This window comes from Corynebacterium sp. LK2537 (assembly GCF_040946485.1).
In the GTDB taxonomy this organism is placed as follows: Bacteria; Actinomycetota; Actinomycetes; order Mycobacteriales; family Mycobacteriaceae; genus Corynebacterium.
In genome coordinates, this window is record NZ_JAYWLQ010000005.1 from 62,354 (window position 1) to 76,959 (window position 14,606).

Consider the following 14,606-nt stretch of genomic DNA (forward strand, 5'->3'; position numbering starts at 1 on the left):
TGCACACGCAACAACCAAGGGGCTTTTAGTGACCGAATCACCCACCACCGGAACCCGCGTCGAGTTCCGCCACGTATCCAAGGTCTTTGAGCATAAAAAGACCACCACCCGGGCGCTCGACGATGTCAGCCTGACCGTGGAGCCCGGCGAAATCATGGGCATCATCGGCTACTCCGGCGCCGGCAAGTCCACCCTGGTGCGCCTCATCAACGGGCTCGACACCCCGACCGAGGGCGAGCTGTTGCTGGACGAGACCAACATCGCCGGCATGTCGGAGAAGAAGCTGCGCTCCCTGCGCCGCTCCATCGGCATGATTTTCCAGCAGTTCAACCTGTTCAACTCCCGCACGGCCGCCGGCAACATCGAATACCCGCTGCAGCTGGCCGGCGTGGCCAAGGCCGAGCGCAAGCGCCGCGTGCAGGAGCTCCTGGAATTCGTCGGCCTGGGCGACAAGGGCTCGAGCTACCCGGAGCAGCTCTCCGGCGGGCAGAAGCAGCGCGTCGGCATCGCCCGCGCGCTGGCCACCAACCCGCGCCTCCTGCTGGCCGACGAGGCCACCTCCGCGCTGGACCCGCAGACCACCCACGAGGTCCTCGAGCTGCTGCGCCAGGTCAACCAGAAATTCGGCATCACCATCGTGGTCATTACCCACGAGATGGAGGTCGTGCGCTCCATCGCCGATAAGGTCGCCGTCATGGAGCAGGGCCGCGTGGTCGAGCAAGGCTCCATCTACGAGGTCTTCTCCAACCCGCAGACCCCGGTGGCGCAGCGCTTCGTGTCCACTTCCCTGCGCAACACCCCGGACCACGTCGAGGCCGACGACCTGCTGGCCCACGAGGGCCGCTTGTTCACCATCAACCTGACGGAAAACTCCGGCTTCTTCGGCGCGGCCGCCCAGCTGCGCGAGCGCGGCGTGTCCATCTCCATCGTCCACGGCGGCGTGACCACCTTGCAGCAGCACTCCTTCGGCAAGATGACCGTCCGCCTCAACGGCTCTGACGAGGCCATCGAGGAGTTCTACCACACCATGTCCCAGACCACCGACATTGAGGAGATCAAGCGATGACGACAACTATCTTGGCCGCCGCGGACTGGGACCGCCTGTCCGGTACCCTCATGGAGGCGGTCGTCGACACCCTCATCATGGTCTCGCTGACCATGATCATCGGCGGCATCCTGGGCCTTATCCTCGGTATCCTCCTCTACACCACCCGCCCGTCGGGAATCCTGGCCAACCGGTTTATCTACACGATCCTCAACATCGCGGTAAACATCATCCGGCCCATCCCGTTCATCATCTTGCTGGCGTTCGTGCAACCGGTCACCGTGGCCGTTATGGGCTCGTCCATCGGCCGCGAGCCCGCCACCTTCGTCATGGCCTTTGCCGCCACCTTCGCCGTGGCCCGCATCGTCGAGCAAAACCTCGTGGGCATCGACCCCGGCGTCATCGAGGCCGCCCGCGCGATGGGCGCCAGCCCCTGGAAGATCATCACCAGCGTCATCATCCCGGAGGCCCTCGGCCCGCTGGTGCTGGGCTACACCTTCCTGTTCATCGCCGTGGTCGACATGTCCGCCATGGCCGGCTACGTCGGCGGCGGCGGCCTGGGTGACTTCGCCATCGTCTACGGCTACCGCGCCTACGAGTGGCAGGTCACCGTCGTGGCCACCCTGATCATCATCGTCCTAGTCCAGGCCGCCCAGTTCCTGGGCAACTGGGTCTCGGCCAAGATCATGCGCCGCTAACCAGTCCCCGCCACAACCCCCAACCCCCGGCCAGCACCTAGCAGTTAAAGCTGGTGCCGGCCGGGGGTTGGTTTATCTCCGGGGGCAGGCTTAGGCGACTTCCCAGATGAGGGAGGACTTCGGTTCCTTCCCGCAGGAGGCGACGATGCCGTCGTATTCGCGCTGGACCAACTCGATGTCCCAGTGCCGCCCGTCGCGGTGGCTAACGCGCACGGGCCCGGAGCCGGTGTCCGTGGGGCGCAGATCCGCGTATCCCAGCTCCTCGCCGGCCTCGATGAGGCGGCGGGCGACCTCCAGCTCGGCTACCTGCCCGCGCTGGGAATACAGGCCGCGGCCACGGTTGGCCGGGTAGAAATAGCTGCCGTTCAAGGCCTGCTTGGTCATCTCGCGCGCGGCCTCCAGGTTCAGGCGGCCGAAGGAGTAGCCCCACGGCATCAGCAGCACCGAGGGGGCGAAGCGGTGGCCCTTGGTGTGGGAGGTCTCCCAGACAATCGCCGGGAAGATCTCGCCCAGCTGCGCGGCCAGCGGGCGGCCCTTGATGGCGCAGCACTTGTCGCGCTTGGAGTGGGTGCACACCAGCACCAAAGGCGTGTCCAGCTCACCGCCGCCGTTGCGCCCCGGGCCGGAAAGATCCAGGTGGAGGATGTCTTCCGGGCCTTCCAGCAGGAGCATTTCCATCTCCCCGCGCTCGGCCCAGACCAGGTAGCAACGGTGCACGCTGCCGACCTGGTGGCCGGCCCGTCCGGGCCGCCGGATGAGCTGGAGGCCCGCCTGCCCGTCGAGTTTCTCTTTCAGCCGGGCGGTGAGCTCTGGGCTAAAGGTGCCGCCGTCCAGGATGTCGTGGGACCACCCGCCAGGCCACTCGAAGAGGACATAGACGGATTCCTGCTTCGCGGACCCCGCCAGCGGCTCGACGTCGACGTCGGAACACAGCGCGTCAGCTGCCCCGATCTTTTCAGCTGTTGACATGCCCGTCATTCTACCTTCCGCCGGCCCGCCTAAACCCCCTAGCGGAGGCGCTGCAATAATTTTATTTCCTTTCGAGTGAAATCGAACTCGTATTTTGTTTCTGCCTGTAAGAACCGCTACCGTAGGCACTATGTCTGTCCCTGATCGAGCCCGCCGGGCCCAAATTGCAGCAATTTTTATCACCGCTGCGTGTGGCCTGTCTGCCTGCTCGACGGACGGCTCCCGGGACATGCTCGCCGGGATTGGCGACGCCCACCCCACGGATTCTTCCTCGGCGGACTCCGACAAGCAGGATCACAACGTCTCCGGCCCCAGCCCCCTGGGCGACGCCAACAAGGAGATGAAGACCCAGCGCCCGCCGGCACCCGCCCGCCTGATGGTGACCAACATGCGCATCGGCCAGCACCCCGGCTTTGAGCGCGTGGTCTTCGACCTGGAGGGCGAGGGCCAGCCCGGCTGGTTCGTCGATTTCCAGGACCAGCCCACCCAGCAGGGCTCCGGCAAGCGCATCAACTACTACGGCGCGACCGCCCTCAACGTCAACATCGACGGCACCGTCCTGCCCTACGAGCTGGGCAAGGACGACCCGGCGCTCGGCACCATGACCGGCTACGGCAGCCTGATCACCGAGGTCACCAGCGCCGGCACCTTCGAGGGCCGCTCCCAGTTCATCATCGGCCTCGACCAGGCCCACCCCTACTCCGTGGAGGTCCTCGACAACCCGAAGCGCGTGGTCATCGACATCCTCGACCGCTAACCCGTACCGCGCAGAATCGCGGCGCTGGGTCCCGCCTTTTCTAGACGTAGCTGGCTTCGACCGTCCAGAGCCCGGCCTGCCAATTGAGCAGCCAGGCCCGTGTCTTTTCTTGATCCGTGCCGACTATCTGCAGCCGCGCCAGGCGCGTGCCGGCCGCCGTCCACCAGCCCGTGTCCACCGGCCACGGGCCTGCCCACGCGGTGACCAGGTAGCGGTTTTTGCCCCAGGCCAGGCCGGCCGGCTCAGCCGAGAGCAGCGCCTCCTCGGTGACGAAGACGTCGTGGCCTTCGGCATTGATCATCCGGATGCGGGCGGCCGGGTGGTTCGCGCTCGGGTGATCGAGTTCCAGCTGGGCCGGCAGCGGCGCCGGAATCCGGCCCGGCCAACTACCCGGCGGCGCGGGCTCGACCCGCTCGCCGTAGGGGACGAAGTCCACCCGCTCGGCCACCCCGCGGCCGCCGCGGTCTACCGGTTGGACCACCTTGTCGATGCCCAGCTGGGACTGGACGCGCTCGATGACCTGCTGGGCGCGGGCCGCCGAGCCCGCCCCGGATTCCACCAGGCTGTGCTGCTCCGGCTGGGCGACCTCCAGCGGCTCCAGCCCGAGCCCCACGATCCCGCCCTCGGCCTGGTTGCCCACCAGCCAGCCGTCGAGCTGCCAGCGCACCCGGTCCGCGGTGGCGGATTCGCTCAGCGCCGCGCGCGTGCGCCAGACCCGCCGCAGCTCCGTGCCGTCGGCCCACTGCGCGCTCACGCGCAGGCGCAGGCACGACAGCCCGGCCGCGCTCAAGCGCTGGTGCAGCTGGGCGGCCAGCTGGCGGGCGGCGAACGCGGCGGCGTCCACGCGCTCCAGCGGATCCTCCGGCCGCATCCACACGTCCAGTTCAGCACCCGCCAGCTCCGGGGCGACCCGCCGGTCCAGCTGCGCGCTGGCGATGGCGTGGCACCGCCGCCCGGCGTGGCCGAAGCGGCTGGTGACTTGGTGCAGCGGCAGCTGCGCCACATCCCCCAAGGTGGGCAGACCCAGCCGCACGAACTGGGCGACCAGCTCCGGCGGGCAGCCCAGGGAGACCTCCGCGGCCAGCACCTGGACGCTGCGCGGGGCCAAGAACTGCCGGGAGGCCCCTGGCTCCACCACCACGCCGAGCCCGCGGTCCCGGGCCGCGATGATGGCGGTGGCCAGCTCATCGGCCACCCCGACCGTCATGTCCAGGCCCTGGCGCGCGGCGGCGTCGACCAACATCTCCACCGCGATGGCCTCCCCGCCGTGGAAGCGGGCGGCCGCGGCGGCGTCCACCACCACGAGGCCGGGGCGGATGACCTCGATGGACGAGGCCACCGCGTCCAGGGATTCCACGATTTCGGCGAAGACGGCGCCCTCGCGCTCCGGCTGGGACTCCCAGACTAAAAGCTCCGGGCAGACCGCCTGGGCCGCCCGCACCCGCATGCCGCGGTGGACCCCGGCGCGGCGCGCGGCGGTATTGCAGACCTTCACGGCCCCGCCGGCGAGGACCCCGATGGGGCTGCCCGCCCCCGCGCCCTCCGGCAGGGTCTCGGCGTAGCGGGCGGCCTGGATGGGCCAGTCGGGAAACCAGAGCGCAGCAATCCGCACGGCCGGCGCGCTCATGCGCACCTCACCACGGACTGCGCCGGGCGCGACAGGTACTTCGAATACGCCTGCACGCGCACCTCGACCCCGCGGATGCGCCCGCACCCGCGCCCGATCCCCGGGTAGGACTCCACCTGGGCGTCCAACCGCAGCGCCGCGGACGGCACGTGCTGCCCGACGGTAATGAGCACCGCGCGCCCCTGCCGCAGCCGCGCCGCCACCGGGCGCGCCCGCGCGGGGCTTAGCACCCGCTGCTGGGAGGCCGCGCGCACGCGCTGGATGACAAAATCCATGCCCTCGACCAAGGTGGCGCTGACCGCCCACGGATCCGTGCCCGGGTCCGGCACCGCGACGACCTTGCTGATATCCCCGCGCTCGCACACCTGGGCCAGGGCCAGCTCCGGCCAGCCGACCAGGGCCACGTAGTAGCCTTCCTCCGTGGCTTGGCACACCAGTTCTATTATGAAGGCCGGGCACTCGCTGCACCGCACCGCGCTGCCGCGCACCAGGCCGCCCGCCGGGAGGGCGCCGGCCAGCGCGCCGCCCAGCTCAATCTGCTGCTCGGCAGCCTGCGCCCCGCGGGGCGCCACGCCGCCGGCCAGTGCGGCCTGCCCGCCGGACCCCCCGGAACTTTTGTTACTTCCCTGTTCAGCACCGCTTTCGGCGGAGCGTGCAGCGCGCTGCTGAGGCCCGCGCGCGGGCAGGGCGGAGCCGCCGCCCATCTTTTCCATCTGCGCGCGCAGGGCCGCCACCCGGTCCTCGACCGACTGGCCCACCACTTGGGGAACACTTGTTTGCTGCACCCCTCAAGTATGAACTCTCCCCCGGACACATGCAAACGTCCGTTCGACTGACGCAAGGGGTGTGCGCCTCACCTGGGATTAATCAGTCCAGGTCGCGGCTGGCCGCCCAGCGGGTGAGCTGATAGCGGTTGGACTGCTGGGTCTTGCGCAAGATATTGGAGGCGTGCGTTTCCACCGTCTTGATGGAGATGAACAGCTTCTGCCCGATCTCGCGGTAGGTATAGCCGCGCGCCAGCAGGCGCAGTACCTCCAGCTCGCGCGGGGTCAGGGCGTCGACTATCGGATCCTCGCCCTGGGCGGGCAGGGGCTTGGGCTCGCCCTCCGGTTCCGGCGCCGGCTCGCCGGCGGCGAAGGCGTCCAGCACGAAGCCGGCCAGCCGCGGGGAGAAATACGCGTCCCCGCCGTAGACCTGCTCGACCGCCCGCGCCAGCTCCGCGCCGTCGATATTCTTAGTCACGTATCCGCGCGCCCCGGCGCGGATGAGAGCGATGACGTCTTCCGCGGCATCGGACACACTCAGCGCCAAGAACTTCGGGCCCGGCTCAATGCCCTGGATGACGGCCAGCCCGCCGCCGTCCGGCATGTGCACGTCCAGCAGGACCACGTCCGGCCGGGTCTCGTTGATGCCACGGATGGCCTCGGCGACCGTCCCGGCGTCCCCCACGATGTCTACCTTGTCGGCCAGCTCCGCGCGCACCCCGGCGCGGAAGACGGAGTGATCATCGACCAAGAAGACAGTAACCATGCCTATAACGCTACCGTGAGCTCCACTTCCGTGCCGGCCCCGGGCTGGCTATCCAGCCGTGCCGCACCGCCCGCGCGTTCCATGCGCTGCCGGATGGAGTCCCGGATCCCGTGGCGGTCGGCCGCCACCGCAGTCGGGTCAAAGCCCACGCCGCGGTCGCGCACGAACAGGGTCAGCTCGCCTGCCAGCACCTCGCAGAAGACGTCGACCGTGTCCACCTGCGCGTGCTTGCCGGCGTTGACTAGCGCCTCGCGGGCCGCCTCGACCGCCAGCTTGGTGTTGTCGCTCAGGGGCGCGTCCTGCCCCACGGTCACCGGACTAATCCGCACGTTGAATAGGTCCTCGACCTCGGCGCAGGCGGCTTCCACCGCGCCGAAGATGGTCTCCGGGGTGGCGGAGTCGGCATCGAAAAGCCAGGCCCGCAGCTGGCGCTCCTGGGAGCGGGCCAGCCGCGCGACCTCCGGGCCATCGTCGGCGCGTTTCTGGATAAGCGCCAGGGTCTGCAGCACCGAGTCGTGCAGCTTGGAGGCGATAGCCGTCCGCTCGTCCGCCGCCGCCTTCGCCGCCTTTTCCTCCGCCAGCGAGCGCCACAGCTTCAGCACCAGCGGGATGACCAGCACGCCCAGCCCCAGCATGGTCAGCAGGGAGGCCACCAGCGCCGAGCTGAACCCGTGCTCGCGGTCCCAGAACACCGCCATGACCACCGTGCCGGCCAGCACCAGGGCAAAGCCGGCTGCGAGGCTGCCCATGCCGAGCAGCGTATTCGTCGCGCGATCGTAGGCCTGCCAGGCCAGCAAGGCGCCCACCGCGACGAAAGCCAGCGGCATCAGCACCTGCGGCGGCACGCCCAGCACCACCGTCGCGATTGCGACCCCGGCCGCCAGCGCGAGGGCCACCACCAGCCCCCAGCCCCAGCGCGGGATCTCCCACTGCGAGGCCGGGGCCTGGGCGCCCTCCCGGGCCGGGGTGCAGATCCACAGGCCCGCGTACAAAATCAGCCCCACCCCGGAGACCAGCGCCAGCCCGGCCAGCGCCAGGCGCACCCAGAGGATGTCCACGCCTAGGTTTTCGGCCACACCGCTGGCCACGCCGGCGACCATCTTGCCCTGCTGCGGGCGCACCATGGCCGGGTAGGGTGCCGCGCGCCGCTGGGAATACGCGGCGGGCTCGGACGGGGGAGTACTCATAGATCAATATCGTGCCACGCTCCCGCGCAGACCACATCCGGGATCACCCTGAGAGGTCTAATCCGGGCAAAGATCAGGGCGCTCCCCGATGTGCGGGGCAGGCACGCAGACCATACTTAAAGCATGACTTCCCCATACGAGCCTTTCCACTCCACGCCCCGCTCCGAACCCCACTCCGAATCTCATTCGGATCCCCACGCTGCCGCCTCCGCTAACGATGCCCCCGCCAGCCCCTATTCCGCCCCCACCCACTCCGATTCCACCGACGGGCTGGGCGAGACCCTGCGCGCCATGTGGGCCACCCGCCCGCCGCGCATCCCCGCCGAGCAGGGCGGCAACGCCAAGATAGCCGGCGTGTGCGAGGGCATCGGCGCCCGCTTCGGCATCGACCCGGTCCTGCCCCGCGTGGCCTTCGTCGCCACCACCCTCGCCTTCGGCGGCGGGCTGGCGGCCTACTTCTTAGCCTGGGCGCTGATGCCCCGCTATTCCAAGGCCTCTTCCCCGGTCGAGGATCTCTTCGGCCGCCGGGACGGGGAGACTTCCGAGTCGGGGCTTGCCATCGCCTTGCTCATCGGCTTCCTGATGACCTCCGGGGCCTGGTCGGTAACCATCATGGAAGACTCCTTCTTCCCCTCCTTTAGCTCCTCGGCCCTAGGCATTGCCCTGTTCACCGGCCTCATCTGGTTCTTCCTGTACCGCCACCGCCCGACCCCGCCGGCGGGACTTTTGGCGGCCGGGCAGCTCGCCCAGACCGACGCGCAGCAGGCGCAGCCGGCCGCGGACCCGGAGGTGGACATGTCGATGTTCACCCCGGTGGACGGCTACCCCTTCCCACCGGGCCGGAACACCCCGCCGGCCTGGGACCCGCTGGGCGCCGCCCCGGACACCTGGCACTTGCCGGACCCGCGCCCGGCCGAGCAGCCGAAGAAGAAGCGATCCCTCTTCAAGACCCTCCTGGTCATCGCCTTGAGTTTCTTCGGCGTGGCCCTGGCCGCCGCCCTCGTCATCGCCGCCACCGTGGGCTTCGGGGTGGTCCGCCACGTCGACAACCCCACCGACGGGCTGACGGTCACCGACGGCTTCGTCTTCGACGACCGCGAATACACTCCCACCTCGGTCAACGGCCTGCCGCAGACCTACGACTTCTCCGTCGGCTACGGCAAGGTGGACTTCAGCCAAATCCGCGACTGGGACCAGCTCAACCACCGCACCGAGGTCACCATCGACGCCGGGGTTGGCAACCTCGACATCGTCCTGCCGAAGGGGGTCTCCTACAGCCTGACCTGTGACGACGGCGTGGGTACCACCAACTGCCGCGAGCAGGACAACCCCGACGCCAAGTTCGCCGTCCACGTTGACGCCGGCGTTGGCAACGTCACCATCGACTACCCCACCGCCGCTGCCAATTCCTAGGCGCGCAGGTTAACCCCTCCGCTCTTAAAACCTCCGCCTAGGCTCGGGCTTTCCCTCGGTCCGGCTCCCGCTCCCCAATTCCTCACGCCCCTCTCCCTCGCCCATCCTCCCCGACGTGATTTTCACCCGGCTATGTATTTTTCCGGGAAATCATTCTCAGGGAGGATTAAGGTGAGGGTTTTCGCGTCCATAGTTAGGAGCTGCCAAAAACTTGCCCGTCTGCCACCCCGCGGTGCCAGAGCCTTAAATCCTGCCTTTGCCCCAAGGCCTTTACTCAAAAGGAGTACTAGCTGTTATGGCCATCGAGCCCGCTACCGCTAAGAGGAAAACCAAGAAGCCGCTGATCATCGGCGCCATTATCGCCGTGGTTGTCCTCATCCTCGGCGCGCTTGCCTGATCCTGGTACGCCAGCGTGGCCAGCGGGAGCGTCCTGCAGGCCGACGACGTCACCGAGGTCACCCGCGGGGACGTCACCAACGCGGTCAGCGCCAACGGCACCGTGGCCGCCCGCGAAGAGGCCGTACTGTCCACGCGCCTGACCGGCCCGGTCTCCAGCGTGCGCGTGGGCGACCGCGTCCAGGCCCATCAGCCCCTGGCCGTCATTGACACCACCCCGGAGGAGCAGGAGCTGGCCGGCCAGCGCGCCACCCAGCGCACCGAGCTGCGCTCCGCCCAGAACCAGGTGGCCGACGCCCAGGCCGAGCTGGATCGCCTCTACACCGCCGCCGCCAACGGGGAGACCGAATCCGCCGCGACCGGGGCGACCGGCGAGGGCGAGGAGGGCGCCGCCGCCGCAGCCGGCGACATCCAGACCCAGATCGCCGCCCAGGAACGCGCCCTGGCCCGCGCCCAGGAGGACGTCTCTGCCGCGCAGGAGTCGGCCAACCTGGCCAACGCCGGGCTGGAAAACTCCATCAACGCCGGCACGCTGTCCGCCCCCTTCGAGGGAGTGGTGACCGCCCTGAACGCCCGGGAAGGCAGCCCCGCGGAAGGGCCGGTGGCCACCGTGGCGGACGACTCCACGCTGGAAATCCGCACCACCGTCAACGAGGTCGACATGCCCAACCTGCGCCCGGGCAACCGGGTGACGTTTACCTCCCCGAGCGCCCCGGGCAAGGAATTTGCCGGCAAGGTCACCGGCATCTCTCCGGTCGCCCAGCAGCCCAAGGCCGCCGCTGGCGCCGGCGCCGGCGGGGATAGCGCCGCGCTGGCCGGACAGGGCGGGGCCACCAAGGCGACCTTCCCAGTCACCATCGAGGTCACCGCGACACCGAGGGCCTGCACATCGGCTCCACGGCAAAGACCAAGATCGTCTCCGCGGAGGAAAAACACGTGCCCACCGTGCCGCTGACCGCGATTCTCAGCGAGGGGCAGCGCGCCTTCGTCCTCGTGGCCGAGCCCGCCGGCGACAACCCAGACGAGGACGGCTACCGCGTGGTCAAGCGCCCCGTGACCGTGGGCATTACCAGTGCCTTCGCCGCGGAGCTCAAGGGCACGGAGGTCAAGCCCGGCGAGATCGTGCTCACCCAGACCCGCGACCACGAGGATCTGGTCGATCAGAACGTCACCATCGCCGGATTCGAAGGCAGCCAACAGTGACCGAGAACCACGCCCTCATCGACATGCGCGGCATCGTCAAAAGCTTCAACGTCGGCACCGAAGGGGAACTGACCGTCCTGCCGGGCTGCGACTTCCAGGTCCCCCGCGGGGAATTCACCGCCGTGGTCGGCGCCTCCGGTTCCGGCAAGTCGATCCTGATGAACATCATCGGGCTGCTGGACCGGCCGAGCGCGGGCACCTACCTGCTCGACGGCATCGACGTGCTCGATAGCACCGACGACCAGCTGGCGTACTACCGCAGCCAGGCCATCGGCTTCGTCTTCCAGAACTTCAACCTGGTCGGCCGCATCAGCGCCGCCAAGAACGTGGAAATGCCCCTGGTCTACGCCGGCGTGCCCGCCAAGCAGCGCGCGCAGCGGGCCGCAGAGCTACTCGAGCTCGTCGGCATGGCCGATCCGCGCCCACCACCTGCCCAACGAGCTGTCCGGCGGGCAGAAGCAGCGCGTGGCCATCGCCCGCGCGCTGGCCAACGACCCCGATATCCTGCTCGCCGACGAGCCGACCGGCGCGCTGGACTCGCACACCGGCCGCCGCATGATGGACCTTTTCCACACGCTGCACCGCGAGCACGGCAAGACCATCGTGTTCATCACCCACAACCCGGAACTGGCCGAAGAGACCGAACGCACCGTCACCATGCGCGACGGCATTTTGCAGGAGGAGCCCCGTGAGCATTAAGGAATCCGTCTTCCTGGCGCTAACCAGCCTGCGCACCAACAAGATGCGCTCGTTTTTGACGCTGCTGGGGGTCATCATCGGCATCGCCGCGGTCATCGCCATCATGACGCTGAGCGCCTCGCTGAAAAACCAGTTCCAGCAAAACCTGGACGACGCGGGCATCAACAACCTCAACGTCGATGTCACCTCCCGCCCCGCCGAGGAGGAGGAGGACGCCGAGGACCCGGCGGCCATGTACGGCTCCGGCGAGAGCATCGATAGCGCCTCGCTGATTAGCCCCGATCAGCTCGAGCAGCTGCGGGAGCACATGGGCGACATGGTCACCGGGATCGGCGTGGGAGAAAACTCCGCCACTTTCGGCAAGGTCTCCATGGACAACCAGCTCGTGCCCCAGGAGTTCTCCGCGACCACCCGCGGCATCAACCCGGACACGGCGCTGATTAACGGCGACCCGCTGGCGGCCGGCCGGGACATCGAGGACGCCGACATCGACGGCGCCCGCCCGGTGGCCGTGCTCAACGCGGACCTGTCGGAAAAACTCTTCGGCGCGGACCCGCACAACGCGCTCGGCCAATTCGTGGAATTTACCCCGGAGGAAGGCAACGCGGTAGATCTGATGGTCGTCGGTGTAAAGGCCCGGGAGGAATCCGCCAGCCTGCTTAGCGTCAACGCCGAGGATCTCAGCCTGACGGTCCCCTACCCGCTGGCGGCGAATTACTCGAAGCAGCCCGGCGCCGGCGAGGCTTTCAACCACCTGACGGTCCAGGTGGCCAACTCGGTCGACAAGCAGGCCGCGGCCGACCGCCTGCGCTCGGCCTTAGACGAGATGTACGCGGACAACGACGCCTACCACGCCAAGGTCACGGACTTTAGCCAGGACATGGCCAGCTTCAACCAGGTCATTACCTCGCTGAGCATTGGCCTGGCCGCCATCGGCGGCATCTCGCTGCTGGTCGGCGGCATCGGGGTCATGAACATCATGCTGATCACCGTCACCGAGCGCACCCGGGAGATCGGCGTGCGCAAGGCCCTGGGGGCAACCCGCCGGGATATCCGCTGGCAGTTCGTCACCGAGGCCATCATCGTCTGCCTGGTCGGCGGCGTCATCGGCATCATCCTCGGCGCCCTAGCCGGCATGGCCGGTTCCGCCGCGATGGGGCTCCTCGCCTTCCCGCCACTGTCCGCCGTGGTCATCTCCCTGCTCTTCGCCCTCGCCATCGGCCTGTTCTTCGGCTACTACCCCGCCGGCAAGGCCGCTAAACTCGACCCCATTGAGGCCCTGCGGTACGAGTAGCTGGCCCCGCCGGACTGCTAAAACCGCGAAAATACACAAACCCGCCGCCGCTACCAGGACACGTTCCTGAGGTAGCGGCGGCAGGTTTTTATGCTGAAAGGCGCGTGCCTTCAGCTGAAGCCGGTTAAGCTTTCCGGCTTATTCCCACTCGATGGTTCCCGGCGGCTTGGAGGTCACGTCGAGCACGACGCGGTTGACTTCCTTGACCTCGTTGGTGATCTTGGTGGAGATCTTCTCCAACACGTCGTAAGGGATGCGGGTCCAGTCCGCGGTCATGGCGTCCTCGGAGGAGACCGGGCGCAGCACGATCGGGTGGCCGTAGGTACGGCCATCGCCTTGGACGCCGACGGAGCGCACGTCCGCCAGCAGGACCACCGGGCACTGCCAGATCTCAGCGTCCAGGCCGGCGTTGGTCAGCTCGGTGCGGGCGATGAGGTCCGCCTGGCGCAGGGTCTCCAGGCGATCCTCGGTGACCTCGCCGATGATGCGGATGCCCAGGCCCGGGCCCGGGAAGGGCTGGCGGTTGACAATCTCTTCCGGCAGGCCCAGCTCGCGGCCCACGGCGCGGACCTCGTCCTTGAACAACAGGCGCAGCGGCTCGACCAACTCGAATTCCACGTCGTCCGGCAGGCCGCCGACGTTGTGGTGGGATTTGATGTTCGCGGTGCCGTCGCCGCCGCCGGATTCCACGACGTCCGGGTACAGGGTGCCCTGCACCAGGTAGTCCACGGTGGAGCCTTCCGGGGCGTCATCCAGCACGCCGGCGACGGCGCGCTCGAAGGAGCGGATGAATTCCGCGCCGATGGCCTTGCGCTTGTCTTCCGGGTCGGTCTTGCCGGCCAGCTTCTCCAGGAAGGAGGCGCGCTCGTCCACGGTGACCAGCTTGGCGCCCGTGGAGGCCACGAAGTCCTTTTCCACCTGTTCGCGTTCCCCGGCGCGCAGCAGGCCGTGGTCCACGAAGACGCAGGTCAGGCGGTCGCCGATGGCGCGCTGCACGAGGGCGGCGGCCACGGCGGAGTCCACGCCGCCGGACAGGCCGCAGATGGCCCGGCCGGTCTCGCCGACCTGAGCGCGGACGTCGTCGATGAGCTGCTCGGCGATGTTATCGGCGGTCCAGTTCTGCTCCAGGCCGGCGATCTCGGTCAGAAAGCGGGTCAGCACTTCCTGGCCGTGCGGCGAGTGCAGCACCTCCGGGTGGTACTGGACGCCGGCCATCTTCTTGTCCACGCACTCCATGGCGGCCACCGGGGCGCCCGCGGAGGAGGCGGTCACGGTGAAGCCTGCCGGGGCGGCCGAGACCGCGTCGCCGTGGGACATCCAGACCTTGTGGGTTGCTTCCAGACCGGCGTGCAGCACGCCGGACTGGTCATCCACGTGCAGGTCGGTGCGGCCGTACTCGCGCTCCCCGGTGGAGGAGACGGTGCCGCCCAAAGCGTGGTTCATGGCCTGGAAGCCGTAGCAGATGCCGAAGACCGGCACGCCGAGCTCCAGCAGCTCCGGCTTCAGGGCCGGGGCGCCGTCGGCGTAGACGGAGGAAGGACCACCGGAAAGGATCAGCGCGGCCGGGTTCTTGGCCTTGATCTCCTCCACGGTGGCGGAGTTGGGAACTACCTCGGAGTAAATCTGGGCCTCGCGCACGCGACGGGCGATAAGCTGCGCGTACTGAGCCCCGAAATCCACCACGAGGACTGGACGAGGGGTAGTGGAAGGCTTAGTCACCCCGCCAGTTTAACGCATAGACGGCCCGACGCTATAGCCTGGCCATCCCCCGCAACCTCCCCGCCTCGC

13 protein-coding genes and 1 pseudogene are annotated in these 14,606 nt (G+C 68.5%); 8 read left to right on the top strand and 6 right to left on the bottom strand.

The features are described 5' to 3' along the window. The first annotated feature begins 28 nt into the window (after positions 1–28). Together VVS03_RS07835 and VVS03_RS07840 are read left to right on the top strand one after the other, a co-directional pair. Complete coding sequence (locus VVS03_RS07835) at positions 29–1,066, top strand: methionine ABC transporter ATP-binding protein (RefSeq protein ID WP_368520046.1); 1,038 nt, start codon at positions 29–31, stop codon at positions 1,064–1,066. Continuing rightward, complete coding sequence (locus tag VVS03_RS07840; RefSeq protein WP_296202927.1) at positions 1,063–1,743, top strand: methionine ABC transporter permease; 681 nt, start codon at positions 1,063–1,065, stop codon at positions 1,741–1,743. Before VVS03_RS07835 ends, VVS03_RS07840 begins: the two co-directional genes overlap by 4 nt. 90 nt (positions 1,744–1,833) lie before the next feature. Here VVS03_RS07840 and VVS03_RS07845 read toward each other — a convergent pair whose 3' ends face one another. Next, positions 1,834–2,712 carry a sucrase ferredoxin gene (locus tag VVS03_RS07845; RefSeq protein ID WP_368534292.1) on the bottom strand — a complete coding sequence of 293 codons (879 nt, stop codon included), beginning with the start codon at positions 2,710–2,712 and terminating at the stop codon, positions 1,834–1,836. A 130-nt stretch (positions 2,713–2,842) separates the two neighbouring features. Here VVS03_RS07845 and VVS03_RS07850 point away from each other — a divergent pair, with 130 nt between their 5' ends. Continuing rightward, positions 2,843–3,469: a hypothetical protein gene (locus VVS03_RS07850; protein WP_368534291.1), complete on the top strand. Its 627-nt coding sequence runs from the start codon at positions 2,843–2,845 to the stop codon at positions 3,467–3,469. Positions 3,470–3,509: 40 nt separating this feature from the next. Here VVS03_RS07850 and VVS03_RS07855 read toward each other — a convergent pair whose 3' ends face one another. From VVS03_RS07855 to VVS03_RS07870, 4 genes are all read right to left on the bottom strand, one after another. Beyond that, complete coding sequence (locus VVS03_RS07855) at positions 3,510–5,096, bottom strand: DNA polymerase Y family protein (RefSeq protein WP_368534290.1); 1,587 nt, start codon at positions 5,094–5,096, stop codon at positions 3,510–3,512. Further along, positions 5,093–5,881: a hypothetical protein gene (locus VVS03_RS07860; RefSeq protein WP_368520838.1), complete on the bottom strand. Its 789-nt coding sequence runs from the start codon at positions 5,879–5,881 to the stop codon at positions 5,093–5,095. Before VVS03_RS07860 ends, VVS03_RS07855 begins: the two co-directional genes overlap by 4 nt. Positions 5,882–5,963: 82 nt before the next feature. Then, positions 5,964–6,626 (bottom strand): response regulator, encoded by a 663-nt coding sequence (locus VVS03_RS07865; protein WP_368521346.1) that lies wholly within the window; start codon positions 6,624–6,626, stop codon positions 5,964–5,966. 2 nt (positions 6,627–6,628) lie between these two features. Continuing rightward, the gene (locus VVS03_RS07870; RefSeq protein ID WP_368534289.1) at positions 6,629–7,813 is read right to left on the bottom strand and encodes a PspC domain-containing protein; all 1,185 of its coding nucleotides are present in this window, start codon (positions 7,811–7,813) and stop codon (positions 6,629–6,631) included. Positions 7,814–7,936: 123 nt separating this feature from the next. Here VVS03_RS07870 and VVS03_RS07875 point away from each other — a divergent pair, with 123 nt between their 5' ends. From VVS03_RS07875 to VVS03_RS07895, 5 genes and pseudogenes are all read left to right on the top strand, one after another. Further along, positions 7,937–9,226, top strand: a complete 1,290-nt coding sequence (locus tag VVS03_RS07875; RefSeq protein ID WP_368534288.1) for a PspC domain-containing protein — start codon at positions 7,937–7,939, stop codon at positions 9,224–9,226. Positions 9,227–9,638: 412 nt separating this feature from the next. Beyond that, positions 9,639–10,577 (top strand): efflux RND transporter periplasmic adaptor subunit, encoded by a 939-nt coding sequence (locus VVS03_RS07880; protein WP_368534287.1) that lies wholly within the window; start codon positions 9,639–9,641, stop codon positions 10,575–10,577. Further along, positions 10,559–10,825, top strand: a complete 267-nt coding sequence (locus VVS03_RS07885; protein WP_368534286.1) for a hypothetical protein — start codon at positions 10,559–10,561, stop codon at positions 10,823–10,825. Before VVS03_RS07880 ends, VVS03_RS07885 begins: the two co-directional genes overlap by 19 nt. A 23-nt stretch (positions 10,826–10,848) precedes the next feature. After that, positions 10,849–11,524 (top strand): annotated as a pseudogene (locus VVS03_RS07890) (ABC transporter ATP-binding protein). Further along, complete coding sequence (locus VVS03_RS07895) at positions 11,514–12,818, top strand: ABC transporter permease (protein WP_368534285.1); 1,305 nt, start codon at positions 11,514–11,516, stop codon at positions 12,816–12,818. The pseudogene VVS03_RS07890 and the gene VVS03_RS07895 overlap by 11 nt, the downstream one beginning before the upstream one ends. Before the next feature lie 138 nt (positions 12,819–12,956). Here VVS03_RS07895 and guaA read toward each other — a convergent pair whose 3' ends face one another. Beyond that, positions 12,957–14,537: a glutamine-hydrolyzing GMP synthase gene (guaA, locus tag VVS03_RS07900; RefSeq protein ID WP_368534284.1), complete on the bottom strand. Its 1,581-nt coding sequence runs from the start codon at positions 14,535–14,537 to the stop codon at positions 12,957–12,959. Between the last annotated feature and the right edge of the window lie 69 nt (positions 14,538–14,606).

Excerpts from the sequence above, each read along its gene's own strand:
- VVS03_RS07855 (WP_368534290.1), bottom strand. The coding sequence starts at position 5,096 with ATGAGCGCGCCGGCCGTGCGGATTGCTGCGCTCTGGTTTCCCGACTGG.
- VVS03_RS07845 (WP_368534292.1), bottom strand. The coding sequence starts at position 2,712 with ATGTCAACAGCTGAAAAGATCGGGGCAGCTGACGCGCTGTGTTCCGAC.
- VVS03_RS07875 (WP_368534288.1), top strand. The coding sequence starts at position 7,937 with ATGACTTCCCCATACGAGCCTTTCCACTCCACGCCCCGCTCCGAACCC.
- VVS03_RS07840 (WP_296202927.1), top strand. The coding sequence starts at position 1,063 with ATGACGACAACTATCTTGGCCGCCGCGGACTGGGACCGCCTGTCCGGT.
- VVS03_RS07865 (WP_368521346.1), bottom strand. The coding sequence starts at position 6,626 with ATGGTTACTGTCTTCTTGGTCGATGATCACTCCGTCTTCCGCGCCGGG.
- VVS03_RS07870 (WP_368534289.1), bottom strand. The coding sequence starts at position 7,813 with ATGAGTACTCCCCCGTCCGAGCCCGCCGCGTATTCCCAGCGGCGCGCG.
- VVS03_RS07850 (WP_368534291.1), top strand. The coding sequence starts at position 2,843 with ATGTCTGTCCCTGATCGAGCCCGCCGGGCCCAAATTGCAGCAATTTTT.